Annotated in this window: 16 protein-coding genes; 5 read left to right on the forward strand and 11 right to left on the reverse strand. The window is 41.4% G+C overall.

Translation table 11 applies throughout. The annotated features are described in order from the left end of the window. Positions 1-433 precede the first annotated feature (433 nt). The 5 genes from parE (at position 434) to M3600_RS11560 (ending at position 8,133) form a co-directional block, all read left to right on the forward strand. Positions 434-2,413 (forward strand): DNA topoisomerase IV subunit B, encoded by a 1,980-nt coding sequence (gene parE / locus M3600_RS11540; protein ID WP_237942292.1) that lies wholly within the window; start codon positions 434-436, stop codon positions 2,411-2,413. Further along, positions 2,410-4,845: a DNA topoisomerase IV subunit A gene (parC, locus tag M3600_RS11545; protein WP_233313825.1), complete on the forward strand. Its 2,436-nt coding sequence runs from the start codon at positions 2,410-2,412 to the stop codon at positions 4,843-4,845. The genes parE and parC overlap by 4 nt, the downstream gene beginning before the upstream one ends. Before the next feature lie 111 nt (positions 4,846-4,956). After that, positions 4,957-5,709 (forward strand): NopRA1 domain-containing protein, encoded by a 753-nt coding sequence (locus tag M3600_RS11550; protein WP_251646057.1) that lies wholly within the window; start codon positions 4,957-4,959, stop codon positions 5,707-5,709. Positions 5,710-5,846: 137 nt separating this feature from the next. Then, the gene (locus M3600_RS11555) at positions 5,847-6,908 is read left to right on the forward strand and encodes an AbrB family transcriptional regulator (protein WP_237941438.1); all 1,062 of its coding nucleotides are present in this window, start codon (positions 5,847-5,849) and stop codon (positions 6,906-6,908) included. Between the two features lie 475 nt (positions 6,909-7,383). After that, positions 7,384-8,133: a hypothetical protein gene (locus M3600_RS11560; RefSeq protein WP_251646059.1), complete on the forward strand. Its 750-nt coding sequence runs from the start codon at positions 7,384-7,386 to the stop codon at positions 8,131-8,133. 26 nt (positions 8,134-8,159) lie between these two features. Here the strand turns inward: M3600_RS11560 and M3600_RS11565 are convergent, their stop codons facing one another. From M3600_RS11565 to M3600_RS11620, 11 genes are all read right to left on the reverse strand, one after another. Continuing rightward, on the reverse strand, positions 8,160-10,712 hold the full coding sequence (locus M3600_RS11565) for a rhamnogalacturonan lyase (protein ID WP_251646061.1): 2,553 nt from the start codon (positions 10,710-10,712) through the stop codon (positions 8,160-8,162). A 93-nt stretch (positions 10,713-10,805) separates the two neighbouring features. After that, a complete protein-coding gene (gene bglB, locus M3600_RS11570) occupies positions 10,806-11,906 on the reverse strand; it encodes a beta-galactosidase BglB (protein ID WP_251646067.1) in 1,101 nt (366 codons plus the stop codon). Between the two features lie 13 nt (positions 11,907-11,919). After that, complete coding sequence (locus tag M3600_RS11575; protein WP_285854778.1) at positions 11,920-13,284, reverse strand: family 4 glycosyl hydrolase; 1,365 nt, start codon at positions 13,282-13,284, stop codon at positions 11,920-11,922. Between the two features lie 14 nt (positions 13,285-13,298). Next, entirely contained in the window at positions 13,299-15,284 is a 1,986-nt protein-coding gene (locus M3600_RS11580; protein ID WP_251646068.1) for a beta-galactosidase, read from the reverse strand. Positions 15,285-15,289: 5 nt separating this feature from the next. Then, a complete protein-coding gene (locus M3600_RS11585; protein ID WP_251646069.1) occupies positions 15,290-15,988 on the reverse strand; it encodes a rhamnogalacturonan acetylesterase in 699 nt (232 codons plus the stop codon). A 44-nt stretch (positions 15,989-16,032) separates the two neighbouring features. Beyond that, on the reverse strand, positions 16,033-17,070 hold the full coding sequence (locus M3600_RS11590; RefSeq protein ID WP_251646070.1) for a glycoside hydrolase family 88/105 protein: 1,038 nt from the start codon (positions 17,068-17,070) through the stop codon (positions 16,033-16,035). A 16-nt stretch (positions 17,071-17,086) separates the two neighbouring features. Then, the gene (locus M3600_RS11595) at positions 17,087-17,860 is read right to left on the reverse strand and encodes a carbohydrate ABC transporter permease (RefSeq protein ID WP_396953809.1); all 774 of its coding nucleotides are present in this window, start codon (positions 17,858-17,860) and stop codon (positions 17,087-17,089) included. A 128-nt stretch (positions 17,861-17,988) separates the two neighbouring features. Further along, on the reverse strand, positions 17,989-18,888 hold the full coding sequence (locus M3600_RS11600; RefSeq protein WP_233313834.1) for a carbohydrate ABC transporter permease: 900 nt from the start codon (positions 18,886-18,888) through the stop codon (positions 17,989-17,991). Positions 18,889-18,954: 66 nt separating this feature from the next. Beyond that, a complete protein-coding gene (locus M3600_RS11605; protein ID WP_233313835.1) occupies positions 18,955-20,244 on the reverse strand; it encodes an ABC transporter substrate-binding protein in 1,290 nt (429 codons plus the stop codon). Between the two features lie 115 nt (positions 20,245-20,359). Continuing rightward, positions 20,360-21,910 (reverse strand): response regulator, encoded by a 1,551-nt coding sequence (locus tag M3600_RS28940; protein ID WP_282581387.1) that lies wholly within the window; start codon positions 21,908-21,910, stop codon positions 20,360-20,362. After that, positions 21,907-23,673: a sensor histidine kinase gene (locus M3600_RS11620; RefSeq protein WP_251646071.1), complete on the reverse strand. Its 1,767-nt coding sequence runs from the start codon at positions 23,671-23,673 to the stop codon at positions 21,907-21,909. Before M3600_RS11620 ends, M3600_RS28940 begins: the two co-directional genes overlap by 4 nt. Positions 23,674-23,690: the final 17 nt, after the last annotated feature.

Below are 23,690 nucleotides of genomic sequence, written 5' to 3' on the forward strand. Positions count from 1 at the left end.
TTTATTTTCTCCCTGCGCTATTATGAGGATAGCCCGTCAGAGAAACGGTAGTTAGCGTTTTTTTTATAAGAAATATGTGTTAACATAATTAAGATGCATAAACGAAACCTATTAAAAAAAGCTTTTCTCTTTTAGCTTTCTTGGTTTAATATTGAATTTAATCGATTATTTTGTGAGTAACTCGATATATCAATATGCTTGTAGAAAAAATGCTGCTATTATATGATAAGAACAAACGTTCTGATTTTAGTATTTTTTTATCAAATGCATAAAATAGTGTGCTTCGTCCACTATAGATGGCAAAAAGATAAAGAAAAAATAATCCTGCAAACAAAGAGGATAAATGAAATTATAGACGAATACATAAACAATTGTTCGACATGCTACATAAAAAGATAATATGTCGTGTTTTTGAGGTGAAAGGGGTATGTCTGTGGCGAAAAATCAACAACCATTTGACTATAACGATGATGCCATACAGGTGCTGGAAGGACTGGAAGCTGTAAGAAAGCGTCCCGGTATGTATATAGGCAGCACAGATTCAAGAGGGTTGCATCATCTTGTATATGAAATAGTAGATAATGCTGTCGATGAAGCATTAGCCGGATTCGGTGAAGAAATCATTGTAAAAATCCATAAAGATAATTCTATCAGTGTACAGGATAAAGGAAGAGGACTTCCGACAGGGATGCACAAAATCGGCAAGCCGACACCTGAAGTAATCTTTACGATCCTGCACGCAGGCGGAAAGTTCGGACAAGGCGGATACAAGACGAGCGGCGGTCTGCATGGTGTAGGTGCGTCAGTTGTCAACGCCTTGAGCGAGTGGGTTGTCGTTAAAATAAAAAGAGACGGTTTTATCTATGAACAGCGTTTTGAAGATGGAGGAAAGCCAGTTACTACGCTTGAAAAGCTAGGCAAAACAAATCAAACTGGCACGACTATTCACTTTAAGCCGGATCCTTCCATCTTCTCTACAACTACTTATAATTTTGAAACGCTTTCAGAGAGGCTGAGAGAGTCAGCCTTTTTATTAAAAGGACTTAAAATCGAATTAATAGATGAGCGCAATGATGTCCATGCTGTCTTTCATTATGACAACGGAATTGAAGCTTTCGTTGAGTACTTGAATGAAGAGAAGGATACTCTGCACCCGGTTGTTAGCCTAGAAGGGGAAAGCAACGGGATTGAAGTAGAATTCGCTTTCCAATTTAATGACGGCTATTCAGAAAATGTTCTCTCCTTCGTTAACAACGTCCGCACAAAGGACGGCGGAACACATGAAGCGGGCAGCAAGACAGCAATGACGAGAATGTTTAATGAATATGCCCGCAAGGTCGGCCTGCTTAAGGATAAAGATAAGAACTTAGACGGATCAGACATACGAGAAGGTTTGTCTGCGATTGTTTCTGTCCGCGTACCGGAAAGCCTTCTGCAATTTGAAGGACAAACGAAAGGCAAGCTTGGTACAAGTGAAGCAAGAAGCGCTGTCGATGCAGTCGTTTCCGAGCATATTTCCTACTTCTTTGAGGAAAATCCTGATACGAGCACACTGCTAATCAAAAAAGCCATTAAAGCATACCAAGCAAGGGAAGCGGCGCGAAAGGCTCGGGAAGAGGCCAGAAGCGGCAAAAAAAGAAAGCGCGGCGAAACAGTGCTATCAGGCAAGCTGACACCGGCACAGTCAAAAAACCCGCAGAAAAACGAATTGTATCTAGTTGAAGGTGATTCTGCAGGCGGCTCTGCTAAACAAGGAAGAGACAGACGCTTCCAAGCCGTTCTGCCATTAAGAGGTAAGGTTATCAACACAGAAAAAGCAAAGCTGTCTGATATCTTTAAAAATGAAGAAATCAACACTATTATTCATGCGGTTGGAGCAGGTGTCGGAGCGGATTTCAATATCGATGATTCCAATTATGACAAAGTTATCATCATGACAGATGCTGATACGGATGGCGCGCATATTCAAGTGCTGCTGCTCACATTCTTCTATCGTTATATGAAGCCGCTTGTGGAAGCAGGAAAAGTGTATATCGCACTACCGCCGTTATACAAGGTAAGCAGAGGCTCAGGAAAAAAAGAGGTTATTGAGTATTCATGGAGCGACGATGACCTGCAGGACGCTATCAAAAAGGTCGGTAAGGGCTATGTGCTACAGCGTTATAAAGGATTAGGCGAGATGAATGCAGATCAGCTTTGGGATACAACGATGAATCCTGAAACAAGAACATTAATCCGTGTTAAGATCGATGATATCGCACGAGCGGAACGCCGCATCACAACACTGATGGGTGATAAGGTAGAACCTAGACGGAAATGGATTGAGTCAAATGTTGCGTTCGGACTCGAAGAGGAAGGCAATATATTAGAAAATGAAAATATTGTGGTTGCAGAGGAGGGGGATGAATCATGAGTTCAAGTTCAACGGAACAATTTCGTGATTTGCCTTTAGAGGACGTTCTCGGTGATCGCTTTGGACGTTATAGTAAATACATCATTCAAGAGCGGGCGCTGCCAGATGCCCGCGACGGCTTGAAGCCGGTTCAGCGTCGGATTTTATATGCGATGCATGTTGATGGTAATGTTCATGACAAGAACTTCAGAAAATCTGCGAAGACAGTCGGTAACGTTATCGGTAACTACCATCCTCACGGAGACAGCTCTGTGTACGAAGCGATGGTGCGGATGAGCCAGGAATGGAAGGTCAGAAATCTGCTAATTGAAATGCACGGTAATAACGGAAGTATTGATGGCGACCCTCCTGCGGCAATGCGTTATACAGAAGCAAGACTTTCTGCAATATCATCAGAACTGCTGAAGGATATTGATAAAAAAACGGTCGATTTCATTCCGAACTTTGATGACACATCAACAGAACCGACTGTTCTGCCGGCAAAGTTCCCGAACTTGCTTGTGAACGGTTCAACAGGGATTTCGGCTGGTTATGCAACAGACATTCCACCCCATCACTTAGGTGAGGTGATTGATGGTGTTATCGAAAGAATGGATAACCCAAAAGCAACCGTAGAAGATATCATGAAGCATATCAAGGGCCCTGATTTCCCAACAGGGGGCATTATTCAAGGGGTAGACGGTATTAAAAAAGCCTACGAAACAGGCAAAGGCAAAATTATTGTCAGAGGCAAAGCGGATATTGAAGATATTCGCGGCGGGAGACAGCAAATTGTCGTAACAGAAATACCTTATGAAATAAATAAAAGCAATCTAGTGAAGAAAATGGATGAAATCAGGCTTGATCGAAAAGTCGAAGGAATTTCTGAGGTCCGTGATGAAACAGACCGGACAGGCTTGCGCATTGTCATAGAGCTGAAGAAAGATGCAGACGCGTCTGGTATTCTCCATTATTTATACAAGAATACAGATCTGCAAATTACTTACAGCTTCAATATGGTTGCCATTCATAATAAACGTCCGAAGCTGATGGGCATTATTGAGCTATTGGATGCTTATATTGAGCATCAGAAGGATGTTGTGACAAAAAGGTCGCAATATGATCTGCAAAAAGCGAAAGAAAGACAGCATATCGTTGATGGTCTGATAAAGGCACTGTCTATTTTAGATGAAGTTATCTCCACAATCCGTGCGTCTAAGGATAAACGAGATGCGAAGGATAATTTAATTGCATCCTTCCAATTCTCTGAAGCTCAAGCGGAAGCGATTGTGTCCTTGCAGCTATACAGACTTACAAATACGGATATCACGGCGCTTACTGCAGAAGCAGAAGAACTGGCGAAGAAAATCGAAGAATGGACAGCGATTCTTTCCAGTGAGAAAAAACTTCTTGCTGTTATCAAAAAAGAGCTGAAAGATGTTAAAAAACGCTTTATTTCTGACAGAAGAACGGCGATTCAGGCTGAAATTGAGGAAATCAAAATCAACCTCGAAGTTCTTGTCGGCAGTGAGGATGTTATCGTAACAGTAACAAAAGAAGGCTATGTGAAGCGGACTAGCCAGCGCTCCTATGCGGCAAGTAATGGTCAGGACTTCGGCATGAAGGATTCAGACCGTATCTTAGCTAAATTGGATGTTAATACAACTGAAGTTGTATTGCTGTTTACGAATAAAGGAAATTATTTATATTGCCCAGTCCATGAGCTCCCAGATATCCGCTGGAAGGATCTTGGACAGCATATTTCTAACATTATTCCAATCGATAGAAATGAAAGCATTATTCATGCAATACCAGTTAAGAGCTTTGAGGAAGGCAAGTATTTGCTGTTCTTCACGAAAAATGGCATGGCGAAAAAGACCGAATTGACAAGCTATAAAGCACAGCGCTACAGCAAGCCTCTTGTTGCACTAAATCTGAAAGGGGAAGACGAGGTAGTCGATGTCGTAGTGACAGACGGCAATAAAGGTGTTATCATCGCCACTCATTTCGGCTATGCACTTCGCTTCCATGAAGAAGAAGTCAATATTGTCGGAGCAAGGGCAGCTGGTGTGAAAGGCATAAGCTTAAAAGAAGATGACTATGTTGTCTCCGGTCAAATCATTACGGATGAAGCCAATGAATCGGTTGTTATTATGACACAGCGTGGTTCTGTGAAGAAAATGAAGTTAGCAGAATTTGAGAATGGCGGTAGAGCGAAACGCGGCGTTGTGATGCTGAGAGAGCTTAAAGCTAATCCACATCGCATTGTCAGCATGTTTATTGCAGGTAAAGCAGATACCGTTCATCTGCAAACAGAAAAAGGACTAGTCGAAGAAGTGCAGGTGGAATCAATCCGATTCAATGACCGTTATTCAAACGGATCATTTGTCATTGATGAATCTGATGCAGGCAAAGTTATATTAGCTTGGTTAACAAAACCAGTAGAATCTTAAAAAGATAATCCTTCACCAAAATGGTGAAGGATTTTTTTCTTCCTCCTTTACATCTTTTTTCCATTATTGGAGATGATATTTACTAACAGGATTACGCCAGGAGGGATTAAATTGAGAAAAGAACTATTGTTCGCCTTCACCGCATTTTTTTTCATGTCACTAAGTGCGATCACAGGGGCCTACGCATTGGAAAATGAAGAGCAGGAAAAGAATGTGCTTCAAGAAACAAAAGACATAAATGGTGATGGAAAACAGGAAACTATTGGCTTAAACGGAATTCTTTCAGAGGAAGAGAATGACTTTTATACAAGACTAACGATTCAAATAACTGACAGCAAGGAGCAAAAGTCAGTACAGGAGGTAGATGGCGGATTCAACCCACAGTTAGAACTGATCGATTTGGATGGTGATGGAACGGATGAAATGTTCTTAACACTAGCTGAAAATGAACGAGGCAGCAAAAAGAGATTTGCGATTTATGATTACGACGGCACGAAGATAAGGGAAGCTTCCATTCCAGAATTACCTGTGATGACAAGCAGCTTTAAGGAAGATTATAAAGCAGAGCTAGTGATTGAAGGGATAAAAACCTATAATTTTGATTTATATGAGCGAAAAAATACATATGAACAATTAGGCTTATATCAAAATGGGCATTTGAATGAGTCTACAGAGCTGATTATCAGTCCGTTCTCCCAATTAAAGCCTTCGAGCTATAAACAAAAATTAACACTAGAAGGCAAGCAAATGATTAGCGGCATAGCACCTGTCGATAAAATAGCATATTTGGAGACAGTGTGGACGAACAAAGATAACACTTGGAAATTAGAAAAAATAAAAGTAAAAGAAATCAGCAAAAAATAACAGAGAACTGTTCATCCGAAAAGGGAGGGTGGATGAACAGTTTTTTATACGCAAAAAATAATCTTTCGAAACCCAAACTAATTTTTATGATAGTATATTATATATACATCTAATAAATTAGCAAGAAGGGATATAGAATGTCATTTTATCAAATGTTAGTGTCAGCTATTATTGGCGGAACACTTTTTCAATTGCTTCATCTGCCGTTAGCATGGCTTCTCGGAGCGATGATCGGCACAATAGCCTTTATTAAACTCACCAAGCAAACTCCAAAACTTCCTTTCTCCTTTCGCACTTATGCACTGATTCCAATCGGTTATACAATCGGAGAAAATTTCAATAAACAAACACTTATGGATATGGTTACACATCTGCCATCCATGCTGGTATTGACCATATGTTTAATCCTGTTCAGTCTGCTGCTTGCAGTTGTGACGAATAAACTCACACACAGCAACCTGAAATCAACGATTGCAGGCAGTATCCCTGGAGGATTAACACAAATGGTGGCGATCAGCTCAGAAATTAAGGGCATAGATCTTACTGTCGTAACTATCATTCAAGTCAGCCGTATCATGACAGTGGTTATGCTAGTTCCTTTTATCGTTTATAGTCCGATTTTCCATGCAGGAAGCACAGCAGTAGCAAGTGCAAATGCAGAAGGCGTAAACTGGCTGTTTCTGTTCTTTCTAGTCATTTCATATGCAGCTGGGGCAGTTGCAAAAAAATGCAAATTTCCAACTCCCTATATGCTAGGACCGCTTATCATCATTGCTGGTCTTTTGCTTATTGGCATGGATGTACCGGCAATTCCAGTGCCAGTCATTGCTGCAGCACAGGTAATGATGGGCATTGATTTAGGCATGCAGATGAAATTCGGCGAAATCGAGAATAAACCGCGATTCTTAGCCGTTTCAATTATTTCTTCGATCGTACTTGTTGGTTTTTCCTTCGTTCTGTCCGCCATTTTACTGGGGATAGAAGAGAATATATCGCTATTAACCGCATTTATCGGCCTTGCACCAGGAGGAATGGCGGAAATGGCCTTGCTCGGGCAGGCAGTTAAAGCCGATTTGACGATTATTACCACATATCAATTGTTCAGGCTTTTGTTTATATTATTTATAGTCCCGCTTATTATGAGGAAAGTTTTCCTGTTTGTGGAAAGAAGGCAGGCAGCAAAAGTAGTTATAAAATAGTTAACAGCAACTAGACATTAAAATTTATGTCTAGTTTTTTTGTTTATGAAAAGCGCTTTCATTATATAAAAAAGTGAATCAATAAGATTGCGTTTAAACATGTAATTTAACTAGAAAAATGAAATAAATGATGCAATGAATCTATGCTAAAGACAATATTATAGAAACAATTAAAATAAAAATAAATGATCAGCTAAAATTAAATTAAAATTTAGCACAAACAAACAATTATATATAAAAACAGTAGAAATAATTTAAGAAACTATAAGTAAAAATTTTTATTCTGTCTCACTATCTAAAGTATACTTTAATTTGAGACAGAATTTTTCATAATTGTAATTGCTTGTTATAATATATATTATGTAAACTAGAAAAAATAAAAAAAGAAAACTGGCTTTTCATTATTTTAAGATGCTTTTATATCTTCTCTTCTGGCATACTAATAACAATACAACTTTCACCAAGGAGTTTATACATGCTAATACATAAATTTCTACCTGCCATCAAAAGGCTTTCTGTTCATCAATCACTTACAAAACAAGATTTATTGACAGCTTCATTCCAAATTGGTGCTGAAAATGATCTTGTCATGTATTATGCACCACATAATGATTATGTAAACAAGCAAGCGATTATTATTATTGTCGGAATTACTCCTGGCTGGCTTCAAATGAAAAACGCTTATGAAGCTTTCCTTTCGTACGAACAAATGAGCTTAACGGAACAACTAAAGCTGACGAAGGAATATGCAAGCTTTAGTGGATCGATGCGCATCAATTTAATTAATATGCTCGATGAAATCGGACTGCAAACGGAACTAGGCTTAAGCAGTACTGCTGAGCTGTTTGCAGAAAAACGGAATTTGCTTCATACTACCTCCCTTCTTAAATATCCAGTATTTTATAAAGAGCAAAATTATACTGGCCATAATCCATCAATGACACATGCTAAGCTCCTTCATCCTTATATTAACACTGTGTTTCCGGAGGAATTACAGCAGCTGCCTCAGAGCTCTTTAATCATTCCGTTAGGAAAAAAGGTTGAGGAGATGATGAAGAAGCTAGTGTCAGCTAATAAGATTAAGCAGCCGTATCTTTCCGGCTTCCCTCACCCTTCTGGTGCAAATGGTCACCGTTTAAAGCAGCTTATACAGGAAAAAGCTAGACTCATGGAAGAGCTTGCTGGCTGGTCTGAGACTTTTAAAAAAGACAACAGCCGCTACTAATGCTAGCGGCTGTTGTCCTATGTTTACTATTTCCACGAATTGATCAGTAAGTCAGCATGCTTCGTTAAATTTTTTGCTGCCTCATCTGAAATATTTTTAGCTTTTACGCCCTTCTCTATCTGGTCCTTATATTTCTCCAATGCTTTAACTGCTTGCTTCTTATTGCTTTTTTCCTCGTGTTTTATAGCCTGCTTATAGCTGCTTTCTAACTGTCCGTACAGCTTGCCTGATAGTTCTCCCTTATCTTTATAATCCTTCATTAACTGACTAAGCAAAGCTTCTAAACCAGGTGTTGTGAACGTTGGCACTGGCACTTGTGACCAATCTGTATCACTTGCAAAATAGAAGCTAGTATAAGTAGGCTGATTATAGGTTGTGCTTTGTCTAGCTACACCTGTGCGGTATTGAACATCATGCATTAGTGTATAAAGCTTTCTGTCAGTCACTTCTGTGCTTTGATAGATTCTGATCGCAGAGCTGTCTGTTGTGCGGACTAGCAATTCCTCACGCCAGTCGCCAAATATGTCAGCTACAAGCGATGGATTCCCCTTTGTGCCATTATTCGTTCTCGTTCCTTCTAGTGTCAGAAGTCTGCCATTCTTCCAGTCTTCAATGGTCGGTGTCACTTCAAGAGCTCCGTCGACTATTTGAGTTGTCATATTGCCTGCCCATTTAATACTCATATTCGTACCTGGTCCAGCATCTCCGATTTTTTCTCCTTTTGCCGTATATAAGCCGACACCTGTGTTGGCCCATGTCTCAAGCCCAGGCTTTGTTGGATCGATATCACCAATCATCCCTCTGCCTGTATCTTTACCTGTATAACCGCCATAAATAACTTCACCTGTCTTAGCATCCCTTAAAGTGTAACCGTACGGTGCACTCGTTGCCCCTTCATGCACCATGTATATTTCCAAACCAGGACGCTCAGGATCGATATCGGTGACATGAAGAGCGTCACCGTGTCCGAGTCTTGCCGTTGTTCCAGGTGAAGCACTTCCTTCAGGCATTACATCTGTAGAGCTGTACAGTAAAGAGCCGTTATCGTCAATCGTTGCTCCCCCATAGACAATTTCCTGCTTGCCGTCTGAGTCCACATCAGCCATTTCCAGAGAATGGGCCCCTTGTGTTGTTAATGTGCCGAATTCTTTATTGGTGCCATCCTTGCCATGAGGACTGTCATTGAACGGGTTAGACATTGGTGTCCAGCCGGAGTCGACATCCCATTTCTTCTTCAAATGCTTCCCATCCCAGCTGTAGGAAACAAGCGTTGTTCTTGTATAATAGCCTCTAGCAAACACAGCATATGGCTTTTTACCGTCAAGATAAGCTACTCCAGCAAGAAAGCGGTCCACACGGTTGCCAGGCTCAATGCGCGCCATCGCATAATCGCCCCACATTAAGCCGTCATCATGGCGGTCTGTTTCATAATGGATGGTTTCCAATTCCTTCCCTGTAGCTCCTTCAAATACAGACAAATATTCAGGGCCTTCAAGAATGAACCCTTCAAAAGTCCTTAAATCATTACGTGTGCTTCTGCTTGGTGCGTAAACATCCATGAAATAATCAACAAGACTTTCTGCGTCCTGTTTTGATAGTGGATAACTGTATTTCTTTTCAATGCCAAAGGCCTCTTCTAAGCTTTTAGGCCAATTGCCATTAACAACTTCTTCATGCTGATGCCAGTTTCTAAACATTTTTACTAAATGATCATAATAATCTGCAGCACTCATGCGATAATCATCTTTATTGCTGTAGCCTGCCTTTATATCGCTTTTAGGCATCGTAATGTATTTTTCTGATGTAATATTGCCTTTTTTATCATAACGAATGACTTTCGTTCCCGGAGCAGTCTTAAACATTAACTCTGCTTTGCCGTCGCCATCAAAATCATACACCGACATTTGTGTATAATGCGCTCCTGCTCTTATGTTCACACCAAGGTCAATTCTGTACAGCAGCGTGCCATCCATCGTATAAGAGTCGATATACACATTGCCTGTATACCCTTTTTGAGAGACATCTTTAGAATTAGACGGATCCCATTTTACGAAATATTCATATTGCCCGTCGCCGTCGACATCACCCACACTCATATCATTGGCAGAATATGTGTATGTTTCGCCTGCAGGCGTTACCCCGTCCGCTGGTTTTTGCAAGGGAATATCATAAAACTGGTCAGCCCATGGACGGACTGAAGCACTTTCATCGACTTCTTTCCCGTTCACGACTGCCCTTACCTCATAAGCAGACGAAGCACTACCAGTTTTGTCGAGAAAATTGGTGCTGTCACTAACGGTTGCGATTTTTTTGTTATCGCGGTATACATGGAAGGATGCTCCCTTCATCCCATTTTTTGTGTAGCCTGTCACCTCTGTTCCTAAAAGTCTCCAGCTGAGGAAGTTGCCTTCAGAAGTTTGCGCTGCTGTTAAGCCTCTGTCTAAGTATTCTAATTGCACTTTAGAAGAAGTATCTGTAGATTTGTGAGCAAAAACACTGCTTGTATCAACAAAAAGCAGCGGCAGCACCGCTGCAGCACAAAGTGCCTTTCTCATATAAGAAGAACCTTTCCAAGACATAAGCTACACCTCTTTTTAATTTTTTTGTAAACCTTTTCATTTTATTTTAAAGGAAGAACCTTGCATACGAACAAGGCCCCCTATTAAAATCTATTACTGACAATCTTGCAAAAATTCTGCGAGACAAAGAATAGCTAAAGATTGACCATACGGCATCGCGGTAATTCGAATATCCTTATAAAACTGGAGCGTATCTCCCATTCCAGTGCCGACAGAAACTTTTTGCAGCACTCCCTCGCTGTTTATTTCTCCTCTGAGTGCTTCAATCGCCTTATAAGCAGTTTCTCTGTACATTTCAGACACATAGCCCTTATGAACAGCCTTTAAAATGCCATAGGCAAACCCTGCAGAAGCAGACGCTTCTAGATAAGAGCTGTTGTCATCAATTAACGTATGCCACAGCCCACCCTCATTTTGCCAATGGTGCAATGCTTCAATTTGTCTTTGTAAAGTCTCTTGAAGAAAGGATGAGAAAAAGTCATCTTCCTGCAGCCCGAGAATATCAATTAATTCTGGGATAGCAATGGTGATCCAGCAGTTTCCCCTTCCCCACAGCGCTTCTGCATAATGATGATTGCCCTCAAACGTCCATCCGTGAAACCAAAGACCAGTTCGTCTGTCTGCTAAGTATTTAATATGAATGAGAAATTGCTTTTTTGCTTCCTCGATATAATCTTGTCTGTTTAAGAGCATGCCGATTTTCGCAAGGGGCAGCACGGTCATCATCAGCGTATCATCCCAAAGCTGATTTTTGTTTTCAGGCCCGTATGTCATATGCTGCAGTCCATCTTCCTTCGTCCGCGGCATCTCCTTCATGACCCAATCAGCCCATTCTTGCAAATGAGGCAAGTAGTCTTGATTTTTCGTATCTTCATATAAACAAGCAAGTGTTAATAGTGGTGCCATCGTATTGACGTTTTTCGGCGGTACTCCCTCTGTGAATCTTGCAGTAAACCAGTCATGAATAATCTGCAATGCTTTTTCGTCACTAGTCAGCTTCCAATATTGATAGATACCATATAAGCCGACTCCCTGCGGCCAATTCCAAACATGCCAGCTTTTATCATCAACGATTAATCCATCGAAATTCAGTAAATATTCACCAGTATCATCCTGTATTTTCGTTAAATTGTTCATTAACAGCTGGATTGTTTCTGTCACCTGTTTTTTATCTGCTGCTGTAATATTTGCCATTTGACCATCTCCTTTACTGATTTTGCTGCAAAATGCCCATTTCCTCAAATAATGCTGCTGCCTGTTCATAAGGAATGGCTGCAACCAATGGATCTTGAATAAAGGCATTAAAGAGGAGCTGATTGTCCATTGTTAACACCGCCTTTAGGACTGCTTCTTGGTTATGAACATGCCTGTTAACCATATTGGCAACATCAAGTGGCAGGTCTTTTGTTAAAACAGGCTGGACGCTGTTTCTGCGGATTAGAGCATTTGTTTCGACGATAGCATGATTAGGCAGATTTGGAATTTGACCTAGATTCGGAAAGTTGACGTTTGTCACTAGTTCCTCCAATCCAAGCAAAGCAAGGAGAATTTCCACCCCTTCTTCACCAGACGGCTCTAGGACGACTTTTGTATCACCAGTAAAAGCTTGTTCATTTTCGGTTATTTTCCGTGCTTGGTCTTTTACGCGAAAATCGACAGACGTTAAATGGAACTTCCAGTCATGAACTGTTTCAGGATTCTTTAAATAAACAGGCGGCATAAATTCGGCAAGATGACGATCGCCTGCTGCTGCAATAAGTCCGTATTTTTTAAATAAGTCAAATTTCACACGATTGCTTGAGCTGAATACACTTTCCTCCCATTTTCCTTGTTCTTTTTCGTATCCTGTTTCGGCATACTTCTCAGCAAACTGCTTATATAGGGGGAATAAGTCAATATTTTGATAAGCGGCCTCATTAAGCCATGTAAAGTGATTGATGCCTGTTACACTCACTTGGATGTCTTTGCGGTTTTTCACGTTAACATTTAGCATTTCACCAACCATATCTGCTAGCAAATGCTGTGTTTCAAACACTTCATGGCAGCAGCCGATCGCTTTAATTGCTGGAAACACCTCATATAAAGTGCGGGTGCATAAGCTCATCGGGTTTGTATAATTGATTACCCAAGCATCCGGACAATGCTTACGTATTTCGGCTGCGATTTCCACAAACATTGGAATCGTTCTGACAGCGCGTCTAATACCGCCTGGTCCAACCGTGTCCCCAACAGACTGGTATATTCCGTACTTCTCTGGAAGGTGAACATCCTTTGCCATATCTTCAAAAGTCCCTGGCAGGATTGAGATAATCACGAAATCTGCTCCCGTAAGAGCTTCCTCGATTGCAGGTACTGCTTCGTACTTCCATTTGCCAGTTGCATCAGGATGATTCGTTATATAGGTGCCGATTTTTTCATTTGTTTTTGCAGCTTCGAGATTAAGATCATAAAGGGCCACTGTTCCTGATATTCTTGACTCGAGGGCAAGATCATACATCAATCTTCTGGCCCAGCCTTGCGAGCCTCCGCCAATATAGGCTATTTTAATATCATCGGCCTGTAGTTTATCCATTTGTAATTCCTCCTTTAATACAATTGCAGAATTCGATATTCATAGTTTCCGAGCTTCCATTCACCTGCAAGTATTTCCTCTTGTGTAAGGCAGTCGACTGCTTTTTGAGGAATGCTGACAGTCCCTCCGTTGCCGTCCATATTGACAATAACCCAATATTTTTTGCCATTCTGGTCTCTTGGAGCGATAATTGTTCCTTCTGAAGCGGTTATCTCTTGCTGTACTCCAGCGAGGCCTGCATATGTTGTGATGATTTCTGTCAGCATCCTACTCCCCGCATCACCGAGCGGCAAGGAACCGAGCATCACTATCATGCCTTTGCCGAGTTGTCTTTCTGTCAAAAAAGCTTTCCCTGAAACTAGCCCGCCCTTTATAACACCGACAGCCTTTGCTTCCTGTACATCAAAAACAGAGCTCCACAGCCCTAGTGGCGCAGTATGACCGAAGGCTTCTCCAATAGAACCAGTATCTTCAATCGGGAAGGTGAAGGCTGTCTCTACTCCTGCCAGCTTCTCAAGACTTCCTAAAGCTGCATCTGTATGTATCGTATGATGCTCTGTTCTGCCGCCGCTCAACGGGCCGACAATCCATATACCTCCCGCTTCAACAAATGCTTGTGCTTTCTTTATAAATTCATCTGAGAGATGATGAACAAAAGGAGTAACCAACAGTTTATAGCCGTCCAGCTCAGCTCCTTCCGGCAAAAGGTCGCGGTGGAGGCCTGATGCTAAAATATACTTGTAGAAATCCGTGATTAATTCCTTATAGTGCAAGCCTTTATGCGGTTCTGTGTTGAAGAATATCTTGGCTTTATCGGAATAAGTAAGCGCAATTTCTGCCTGCATTGGGGATGTTTCTGTCAAGATTGGTTCAATGGTGCGCCTTGCCGTTTCTGTTTCTAAAACTTCTTCATACCCGACCGTTGGTTTCCCCCAGGCGCTGATGACAGAACCATGGGGCTGTTCGCAGCCTGCTCTTTGCTGACGCCACAACCAATAGCAGAAAGCTTCTCCGCCTAATGCGTAGGCAGCCACTGCTTCTGCTTTTAAATAACCTTTTGGGTGGGGCTTCGCATAGCTTTCAAGCGATGCACTGTAGGAGGGACTTGTTTCCATAATCCAAAACTCCTTGCCTTTTTTCAGGTTTCGCCATAGATCACAATTGAACAAATATGAGTAATACAAATTGGCTGGCGCATATGTGTCAAAGGAAGCAAAATCAAGATTTTGAAAGAGGCGTTCATTGTCGACAGCGAACATGACGGTGCTGTTATGGGTGATTGGTGCTTGTGAATGCTCGCGGATAATTGCTGCTTGTTCTTCTGCAAATTCGGCAATTGCTTCCGTTGAGAAGATTTGATACATCGTCTTTAATGATGAATTATGCAAAAATGGCACGGGTCCAGGCTGCGGAACTTGGGCAAAGCTGTGATAATACTCACTCCAAACATGTGTTCCCCAATCGTGATTTAAGCACTCAATCGAACCATAGCGCTGCTTAAGCCACTGATGCCAAAGCTGTCTGCAACTGTCACACATACATTCTGCTACATGGCATTTAAACTCATTATCAAGCTGCCAGCCGATCAGCCCAGGCATCCCGCCAAGTGCTTCTGCGATTTTCTTTGTGAGAATGGCTGCTCGTTGTCTGAAGTATGGATTATTGGTGCAAACATGCTGGCGAGAGCCATGAATCATTGTTTGCCCATTTTGATCGACATACATGCGCTCAGGGTGTTCATAAGACATCCAAATCGGCGGTGTTGCAGTCGGTGTACACATTACCGTCTCAATACCATTGTCATACAGACGTGCAATGATGTTTTGAAAGAAACTCAAGTCAATTGCTCCTTCGGTCGGCTCCATTTTTGACCAAGCAAATTCACCGATTCGAACGACATTGATGCCAGCTTCTTTCATAAGCACAATATCTTCTGCTATCGTCTTTTCATCCCAAAGCTCTGGGTAATAAGCCGCGCCATGATACAGTTTTTTCGCCATCTTAGCTATCTCTCCAATCTAATCTCCGTCTTTTTAATGAAGTTTTTAAGCTCCAGCGGTAATTCCATGATACCCTCTATAAGGAGTCTGCATATTTCCACAGCACCTGACGAGTGAAAATGCGTGTCATCTTGCAACCCGCTTGGATAATTTGGATGCTCGCCTGCAGTCAGCCAGACAAATAGTTCCTTTGACGCTTCTGGACCGAGAGATTCATACAGTCCTTTCGTTTTAACATGCATATCAATCAAAGGAACCGCTAATCTTTTCGCCAAATGCCGCATAGCGTCTGGATAATCCCCCAGCGTATCAAGCAGTGTTCCATCTTCGCTGAACTTCCGTCTGTTTACAGATGTTAAAAACACCGGAAACGCGTTCTTCGTATGTGCCAAGGCCGCATATTCGGCCAGACAAGCCTGATAAGAGGTATATGGCTCGGTTCCATATGACTTTTGATCATTATGGCCGAACTGAATAAATAAGTAATCACCAGGCTGTATTCTGTCTTGAATGGAAAGAAGCCTGCCTTCCTCTATGAAGCTATTAGAGCTTCTGCCACCCATCGCTTCATTGCAGACTTCGATTTCCTCTGTAAAAAAATCCTGCAGCATTTGTCCCCAGCCTGCCATCGGGGCTTCAAATGCTGGACAGGTGGCTGCTGTTGAGTCACCTGCTATAAACAAGCGGATACTCTTATCCTTCACGCTTTGCTGCCTCCTATTTTTAAGAGATTCAAACTACTCCGATTTTATGCGTAAACACGATTCGTGCTTTTTATTAACTGGGAAAGGTACACAAGTGCAAGGCCTTGTCCCCAGCCATGGATCCGTTTGAACGGTACTCCTTTGTAGCCGTCTATATCATCCATAACAGCAGTTCCTGCAGAGACATTCATTACCTTTCCGTCTTCTGTTATGTGTTCTAGGATGGATGCAATTGATTTCTGTGTGTATTTGTTATAAAGAGACCCTCGTGACAAAAGCGCTGCTGCAATACCACAGCTGCCTGACACTTCTAAATAAGAGGTGCTGTCTGTCAAAACGGTGTGCCACAAACCTGATTTATCATCCTGCAGTCTTGCTAACGCACTCAGCTGGTCCCTTAAAGAGCCGTCAATGATCATAAAGGATGGATGTGTCACATCAATTAGTTCAAGCGCTCTAGCCATCGTCAGAGCGGCCCAGCCATTACCTCGGCCCCAATAAATACTGGACATATGGTTTTTCGCCATATTATCCCAACCATGGTAATAAAGATCAGTAACTGGATCTTGAAGCAGTTCTTCATGACCATGAAACTGCTTAAGCCCATCCTCGAAATATTCCTTGTTTTCTGTTAGCTTGCCAATCCGCAGCAGGAAAAGTCCAGCCATCATCATCGTATCGACCCATGCTTGTTCATGGAACACATACGTAGTCGAATTCACAGTATGCTGGAGAATTCCGTCACCGAAGCGCTCCGCGTCATTCCTCAAGTATTCTGCTAGTTGGATCGCTGTGTCTAAATAGCGTTGATCATTTGTGCCGGCATATAAGCTCAGCAGAGCATGACCCATGGAAACACCGTTAACAGACAGCTTAGGTAATCCATCCTCTAATCTTTCGTCCATCCAGTTTTTCAATAAATGAAGATATTCCTCCTTGCCAGTTACCTCATATGCTTCGGCCACTCCATAAAAGGCAACTCCTCCTGGCCAATCCCAATTAAAGTCCATTTGAAACGTCTTATTCACTACAGCATCTATCGCATCAAGAATGCTGCTTTCATCAAAAACAAGTGCTGGCATAATTTCACTCCTTCCATTATTTCAATCCGCTTGTGCTGATACCTTCAACAATATACTTTTGGAACAAGAAGAAAATAAGTACTACAGGCAGCAGGGACACAACACTCATAGCAAACATTCCGCCCCAGTTGGAGGCTGTTTCCGAATCTAGGAAAAGCTTTAAGGCAAGTGACACAGGATATTTCTCTGGACTGTTTAAATACAGAACAGGATTGATTAAGTCTTCCCATTTCCAGTAAAAAGAGAAGATACCTGCAGTCGCCAGAGCTGGTGTGATTAACGGCAAAATAATGCGGTAGAAAATGCTGAATCTTCCGCAGCCATCGATTCTTGCAGCTTCATCAAGCTCCATCGGGATATTGCGGATAAACTGGACCATTAAGAAGATAAAGAATGCATGCCCGAAATACTGAGGAACAACAATCGGCTTAATAGAATTGAGCCAGCCTAACTTCGCAAAAATAATATATTGCGGAATCATGATAATTTCGTGTGGAAGCATCATCGTTACCATCATGCAAGCAAACCAAAATGCCTTCCATTTAAATTGAATTCTGGCAAAACCGTAGGCTATCAATGCGGATGATGCAACCGCTCCGATTGTAGATAATACAACAATCACAAGGGAGTTTTTAATAAATACGCCAAAAGACTGTCCGGCAATCCCTTCCCAACCTGCTGCGTAATTGCTTAAAATAAACGGTTTTGGTATTAGAGAATGGGCGGTGATGAACACTTGTGAGCTTTCTTTAAAGGAGCTCATTAACAGCCAGATAATCGGATATAGCATCACCAAGGCGAATCCGCCTGTTACAAGATGGTAAATCCACTTTTTTGCCTTCAAACGAGGATTTTTATATGATACACCCGTATTTGGCATTAGCGGGCCTGTATCTTTAGTGGCGGTTTTCATGTAAATCAATCCTCCTTCGATTCGTAATGAACCCAAAATTTAGACGTTTTGAATAAGATCAGCGTCAAAATACCGACGATAACGAGAAGCACCCATGCCATGGCAGAGGCATAGCCCATCTGGAAGAAATTGAACGCTTTTTGGAATATATACAGGGAATACAGAAGCGTGCCATCAAGCGGTCCGCCTTCCCCTTTTGTGATAATATACGCTGGGGTGAATGTCATAAAGGCTGAAATAGTCTGCATTACTAGGTTAAAGAATATTATCGGACTTAACAGCGGCAAGGTGATTTTAAAGAAAACTTGAAATCTGTTGGCGCCGTCAACATTCGCTGCTTCATGGTAGGAAGGCGGTATGTTTTTCAAGCCTGCCAAAAATATCAGCATGGATGAGCCGAATTGCCAGATCGCAAGAAAAATCAATGTCCATAACGCTTTAGTCGGATCTTGATACCAAAGGATTTTTTTATCGATTCCAAAGAAAAACAACAAGGCATTCAATGTACCTTCATTGCCGAAAATATTTCTCCACATGATTGCTACAGCAACGCTTCCGCCAATGATGGAAGGCAAGTAGAACAATGTTCGGTACAGACCGACTGCTCTGGATGCTTTATTCAAAAGCATTGCCACAATTAACGCGAATATCAGTCTGAGCGGTACTCCTGCAAACACATACGTAAAGGTTACCTTCAACGATTGCCAAAACTTATCATCACCTGTGAACATTTCCTTGAAATTATCGAGACCAACCCACACAGGGGTGGAAAATAAATCGTAGCTTGTAAAGGATAAGTACAAGGAAACGGCCATTGGGATGATGGTAAATGCCATAAAACCGATGATGAATGGGGATATAAATGCATAGCCTGCTAAATTTTCACTTAACTGCCGCTTTTTCATGCCGTTCAACTCCTCTGCGGGCCTTTAAGAAACTAAAAGGAGGAAAAGCTTTCCTCCTTTCTAGTTTTACTTGTTTCTGCCCAAAATTTCTTCAGCTTGTGCTCGGAACGTTTTTGCGCCTTCTTCTGGTGTAATTTTCTTAAACAGAATTTGTTCTGAAACATCCTTCAATGCTTTCATTACTTCCGCACTTCCAAGTGGATCAGGAGGATCTGCCTGGCTTGCATTCTGTGAAGCTCTTTCCACATATTCGAAGATTTTCGTTTCTTCTTCTGTTAATTCAGGCTTGATGGCTTCAATAACCTTAGAAGAAACTGGAACACCTCTGTCGCCTTTAATCAATTTGTTTGCCTCAACATCGTTTACAAAGAAATCAATGAATTTCGCAGCTTCTTTTTTATGCTCAGAGCTTTTTGGAACAGAGAAATACATACTTGGCTTTAAGAATAAAGCTGTTTCTGCTGATTGCTCTGGCGGAAGATTAAGAGTAAGCGGAGAGTCTGTCAATTGAGCAAACCCTAAATATTGGTTAGACCAGTTCCAAGTCATCGCAGCATTGCCTTTTACGATAAAGTCATCCTCAAGTCCTTTAACCTGTGCTTGAACATCAGGTGTTGGGAATGCGTTATTAGCAAGGAGCTCAAGCTGTAAGTTAAAGTAATCTACAAATAACTTGTCATCTGTATAAGCTAATCCGTTGCCTTCTTGGTTATAGAAGCGCTCTCCCTGTGTTCTTAAATAGTAAGGGAAAAATACGTCTGCCGGGTTCATCCCGTTCGTACCGTACTTGTCTGTTGATTTTTGAACATCTGTTGCCATCTGCACGAAGTCTTCCCAAGTCCAATTTTCATCATTCAGGTCAACACCAGAGCTTTTAAGCATGTCATCATTTGTAATAACAGACAGAACATTGGAGCCTAAATTAAAACCGTACATGCTATCGCCGATTTTACCGCCTGATAAAGTATTTTCATCAATCGAGCTCACATCAATGCTTCCATCCTCCGTATATTTTGTTAAGTCTTCCAGCTGGCCTTTTTCCCCGTATTGGGAAAGATAGGCTGTATCCATCTGAATAATGTCAGGAAGCTGGTTGGCAGCTGCCATAGGTGCTAGCTTCTTCCAATAATCATCAAAGTTGGCGAACTCTGCTTCAATTTCAACATTCGGATTCGCCTTCTCATACATTTCAATTACCTTCATTGTGTAATCATGCCTTGGCTGTCCGCCCCACCATGCTACACGCAAAGTAATTTTTTCATCTTTGCCTCCTGAAGTCTCTTTGCCGCTAGAACTGCAGGCTGCTAAAGAAAAAAGTAAAAGAAAACTTAAAGTGATAAGGCCTAGCTTTTTCATATATTGCCCTCCTTTATTGAAAGTGCTTACATCCTTAATTTAATGCATTTTTACTTTCTCTGTAATGGAAAAAACAGATATGAATGTGCAAAAAACAGATATAAATAAAACGCTTTCAAACAAGGTTTTGAGCTTTGCGATAATCTGACGGTGTATAACCGGTATACTTTTTAAACACTTGGCTGAAATATTGCGGATTATCCCCAAACCCTATCATATCTGCCAATGTCACCATTTTGACATCATCATTTTCCGTTATATAAGCGATTGCTTTTTCAATTCTCCATTTCGTCAAATAAGCAGAAAAGCGCTCCCCTGTTTCTTGTTTAAATAATTTTCCAAGATAGTCAGGGTTCATATACAGCATCTCATTTGCGACCAGCTTTAAGGATAGATCTGGATTGGAAAAATGGGTTTCAATTATATCAATCACCTTGCTGATTACAGATGATTGCTTTGTCACAAGCCGCGCACTATATATTTCCGACAGCTGTGCTGCACAATCCTTCAGATAATCCTTCATCTGCTGAACAGTCTCCATTGCCAGCAATTCTGTTGTACCAGTATGCAAGTCTAGCTCTTCGTCTTTATCGGCTTTAATTATTTCCTTATAAAGCTGAATACAATGAGATTTTGTCCGGTGGATGCCAAGCCGTTGATTCGCCATAGTGGCAAACAGACTGTCAAGCACACCTAGTGCCTCCTCTTTGTTTCCAGACTTGATTCTTAAAGTTATTTCCTGCTCATCCAAGGAAAACGGTTCGCTACATGTTTGATTTCTAACAGGTGTAATATTGGCAGCTGTAATCAGCTTGCCTGTGCCGATATAGAATTTATGTCCGATAAATTCGCAAGTTTGCTTATACAGTTTCTTTATTTCTTTGAGAGCGCCAGATTCGCTTAATGCAGCAGTTGTTTGCACATTGTATTTCGAAGAAAACTGGGACTGTATGTCTGTCACAAGATGTATAACATCCTGCCTTGATTCCACTACAATGATGGCCTGTTTCCCGATAACTGTTGACAGCACAAGTTCAGGCACAAGCTCTGCAGCCATTTCTGCAAGGTAGGTTAAATATTCATTAGAATCCTCGCCCTCCACTTCCAAAAGAGCAAGCATGACTTGCTTATGTCTGTCTTTTATGTCAAATAAGTGTTCATACCGCGTAAAATCACGATTAATCTCTTTGCCTGCAAAAAGCTCTGTTAACAGCTGTGCCTTCATATATGGCTGAATTTTCTCTAAATTCTCTTCGAGAAGGAGGAATTTTTTATTCTGCTGTTTTTTTGCCTCCAATTCCTTAATGATGTCTTGCAAGGCAGCAGTGATTTTCTCTTCATTGCAAGGTTTGAGCAAGTAGTTTTTGACACCATATTGCATTGCCTGTCTTGCATATTCAAATTCTCCAAAGCCTGACAAGAGAATAAAGCTTGTAGCAGGAAACTCTTCATACACTTTTTTAGCTAAGGCAATACCATCCATTCCTGGCATCTTTATATCACTGATTACGATATCCGGTTGATGTAAGACAATTTTTTCATACGCATCGACGCCATTTCGCGCCGTAGCCACAAGCTCTGTATGGAGCATGCTCCAGTTGATGACGCTTGAAATTCCTTCCACGATAATTCTTTCATCATCAGCCAGCAATACTTTATAGGTCATCTGATACCACCCCTTTGAATTGGTAAAATGACTGTTACAGCTGTGCCTTTTCCAGCGAGATTCTCAATTTCCAAACCATATTGCTCACCAAAACCGAGCTTTATGCGCTGATCAATATTATTTAGGCCAATCCCGGTTCCTTTTGGTTTAATAATGCCTTTTTTTATGTATAGTAGTGTATTTGGATCAATACCAGGTCCGTTATCCTCCACTCGGATATACAGTAATTGTTCAGTCTCTACTGCTGATAGTTTAATAGTAGAGACATCAAGAGCAGGCTCCACTGCGTGCTGAAAAGAATTTTCTAAAAGCGGCTGAAGTGTCAGTTTCGGGATATGATGGTGCAGCACAGAAGCAGGTATATCCATTTGAAAATCAAGCCGATCGGCAAACCGATAGTTTTGAATCGTCAAATAGCTTTGGACAATGTCCAGCTCCTTTTCCACTGTAATAATATCTTCATTAAAATTAATAGAATTACGCATGAGATGGCCAAGTGCTTCCACCATGCTGGAGATTTGCTGCTGCTTATTCGTTTTCGCCAGCCAGTTGACCGATTCTAACGTATTGTATAGAAAATGCGGATTAATTTGTGCTTGCAGTGCTTTGAACTCGGTTTCTTTGACTAACAGCTGTTTAGAGAAATTTTCCTTGATCAATTCATCAATACGCTGAACCATTGTCTTAAAATTTTGATATAGCGTTCCAACCTCATCCTCTGGCATTTCATCTACCTTAAGTGATTGCACAGCTAAAAAGTTACCTTTTTGCACCTCCTGCATGGTGGAGGCCAGCTCCTCGATCGGATTGGTAATTCTCTTTAAAAATCCAAAACCAATTGAAATCAGCAGGATAAATAAAAACGTGAATAATAGCACCATCGAGTATTTGACTGCTGTAATTTTGGAAAACATCGCATGAAAGGGGATGATATTCCAATATGTCCAGTCCTCAAAATTTGTGGCAATATGATTTACGAAATATCTTTCGCCGTTTATTTTCTCAATACCATAGCCTTGCCCCTTCTTTGTGATGAAATCAAAATCACCTAAGTCATGGGTACCCTTTTGTGAGTAAAAAACTTGGCTGCTGTTAGAGATAACGATATTACCGCCGACCTCTCCTTGTGTAAGCGGCAGACCGGCAACGATTTTATCAAGGTTGACCCGAATCATCAGCTTGCCAATTCTGTCAAAGTTTAAATTCTCATACGAGCGCAGCAGGCGTACAGAAGTTAAAAATTCATCCACACCGTCTATTTCCATCCAATAATTTTTGCCTTCATACCTGTCAGCGCTGTACATAGCAATGCGCTTTTCCTTTTCGCCAAGCGGTTTAGAGCTTGAGCCCGCTAAGAATTCTCTCCCTGAAGAATCATAAAGATAGATAGAATGGATATACCTTTCCGAGCCGACGTAATTGGCTAACTCCTCCTCCAGCTTTTGCTCGAGCCGGTAAATATCATAGCCAGTAACCTCTCCCTGCAGCTCCAGCAAAGCTGATTGTATTTGCGGATCAACGGCAATATTAAAGCTTACCTCCTCGATGCGTTCCAGCTCTTCTTCAATGGTATTGGATGACATCATTAATACCTGTGATGATTTTGCATATATTTGTTCATCATATAGGCTGAAAGCATATTGGAGACAAATTAATACGAGCGCAAGAGTAACGACCATAAGAAGTGTGATGCGAATAAAGAGCTTTCCATTCAGTTTCGTATTTTGATAAATTGTGATGATTGATGCCCATGTTTTTCTCATAGAACGAAAGTACTCCT

Origin of the sequence: Niallia sp. MER 6 (assembly GCF_023714395.1) — a bacterium.
Classification (GTDB): Bacteria; Bacillota; Bacilli; order Bacillales; family Cytobacillaceae; genus Niallia.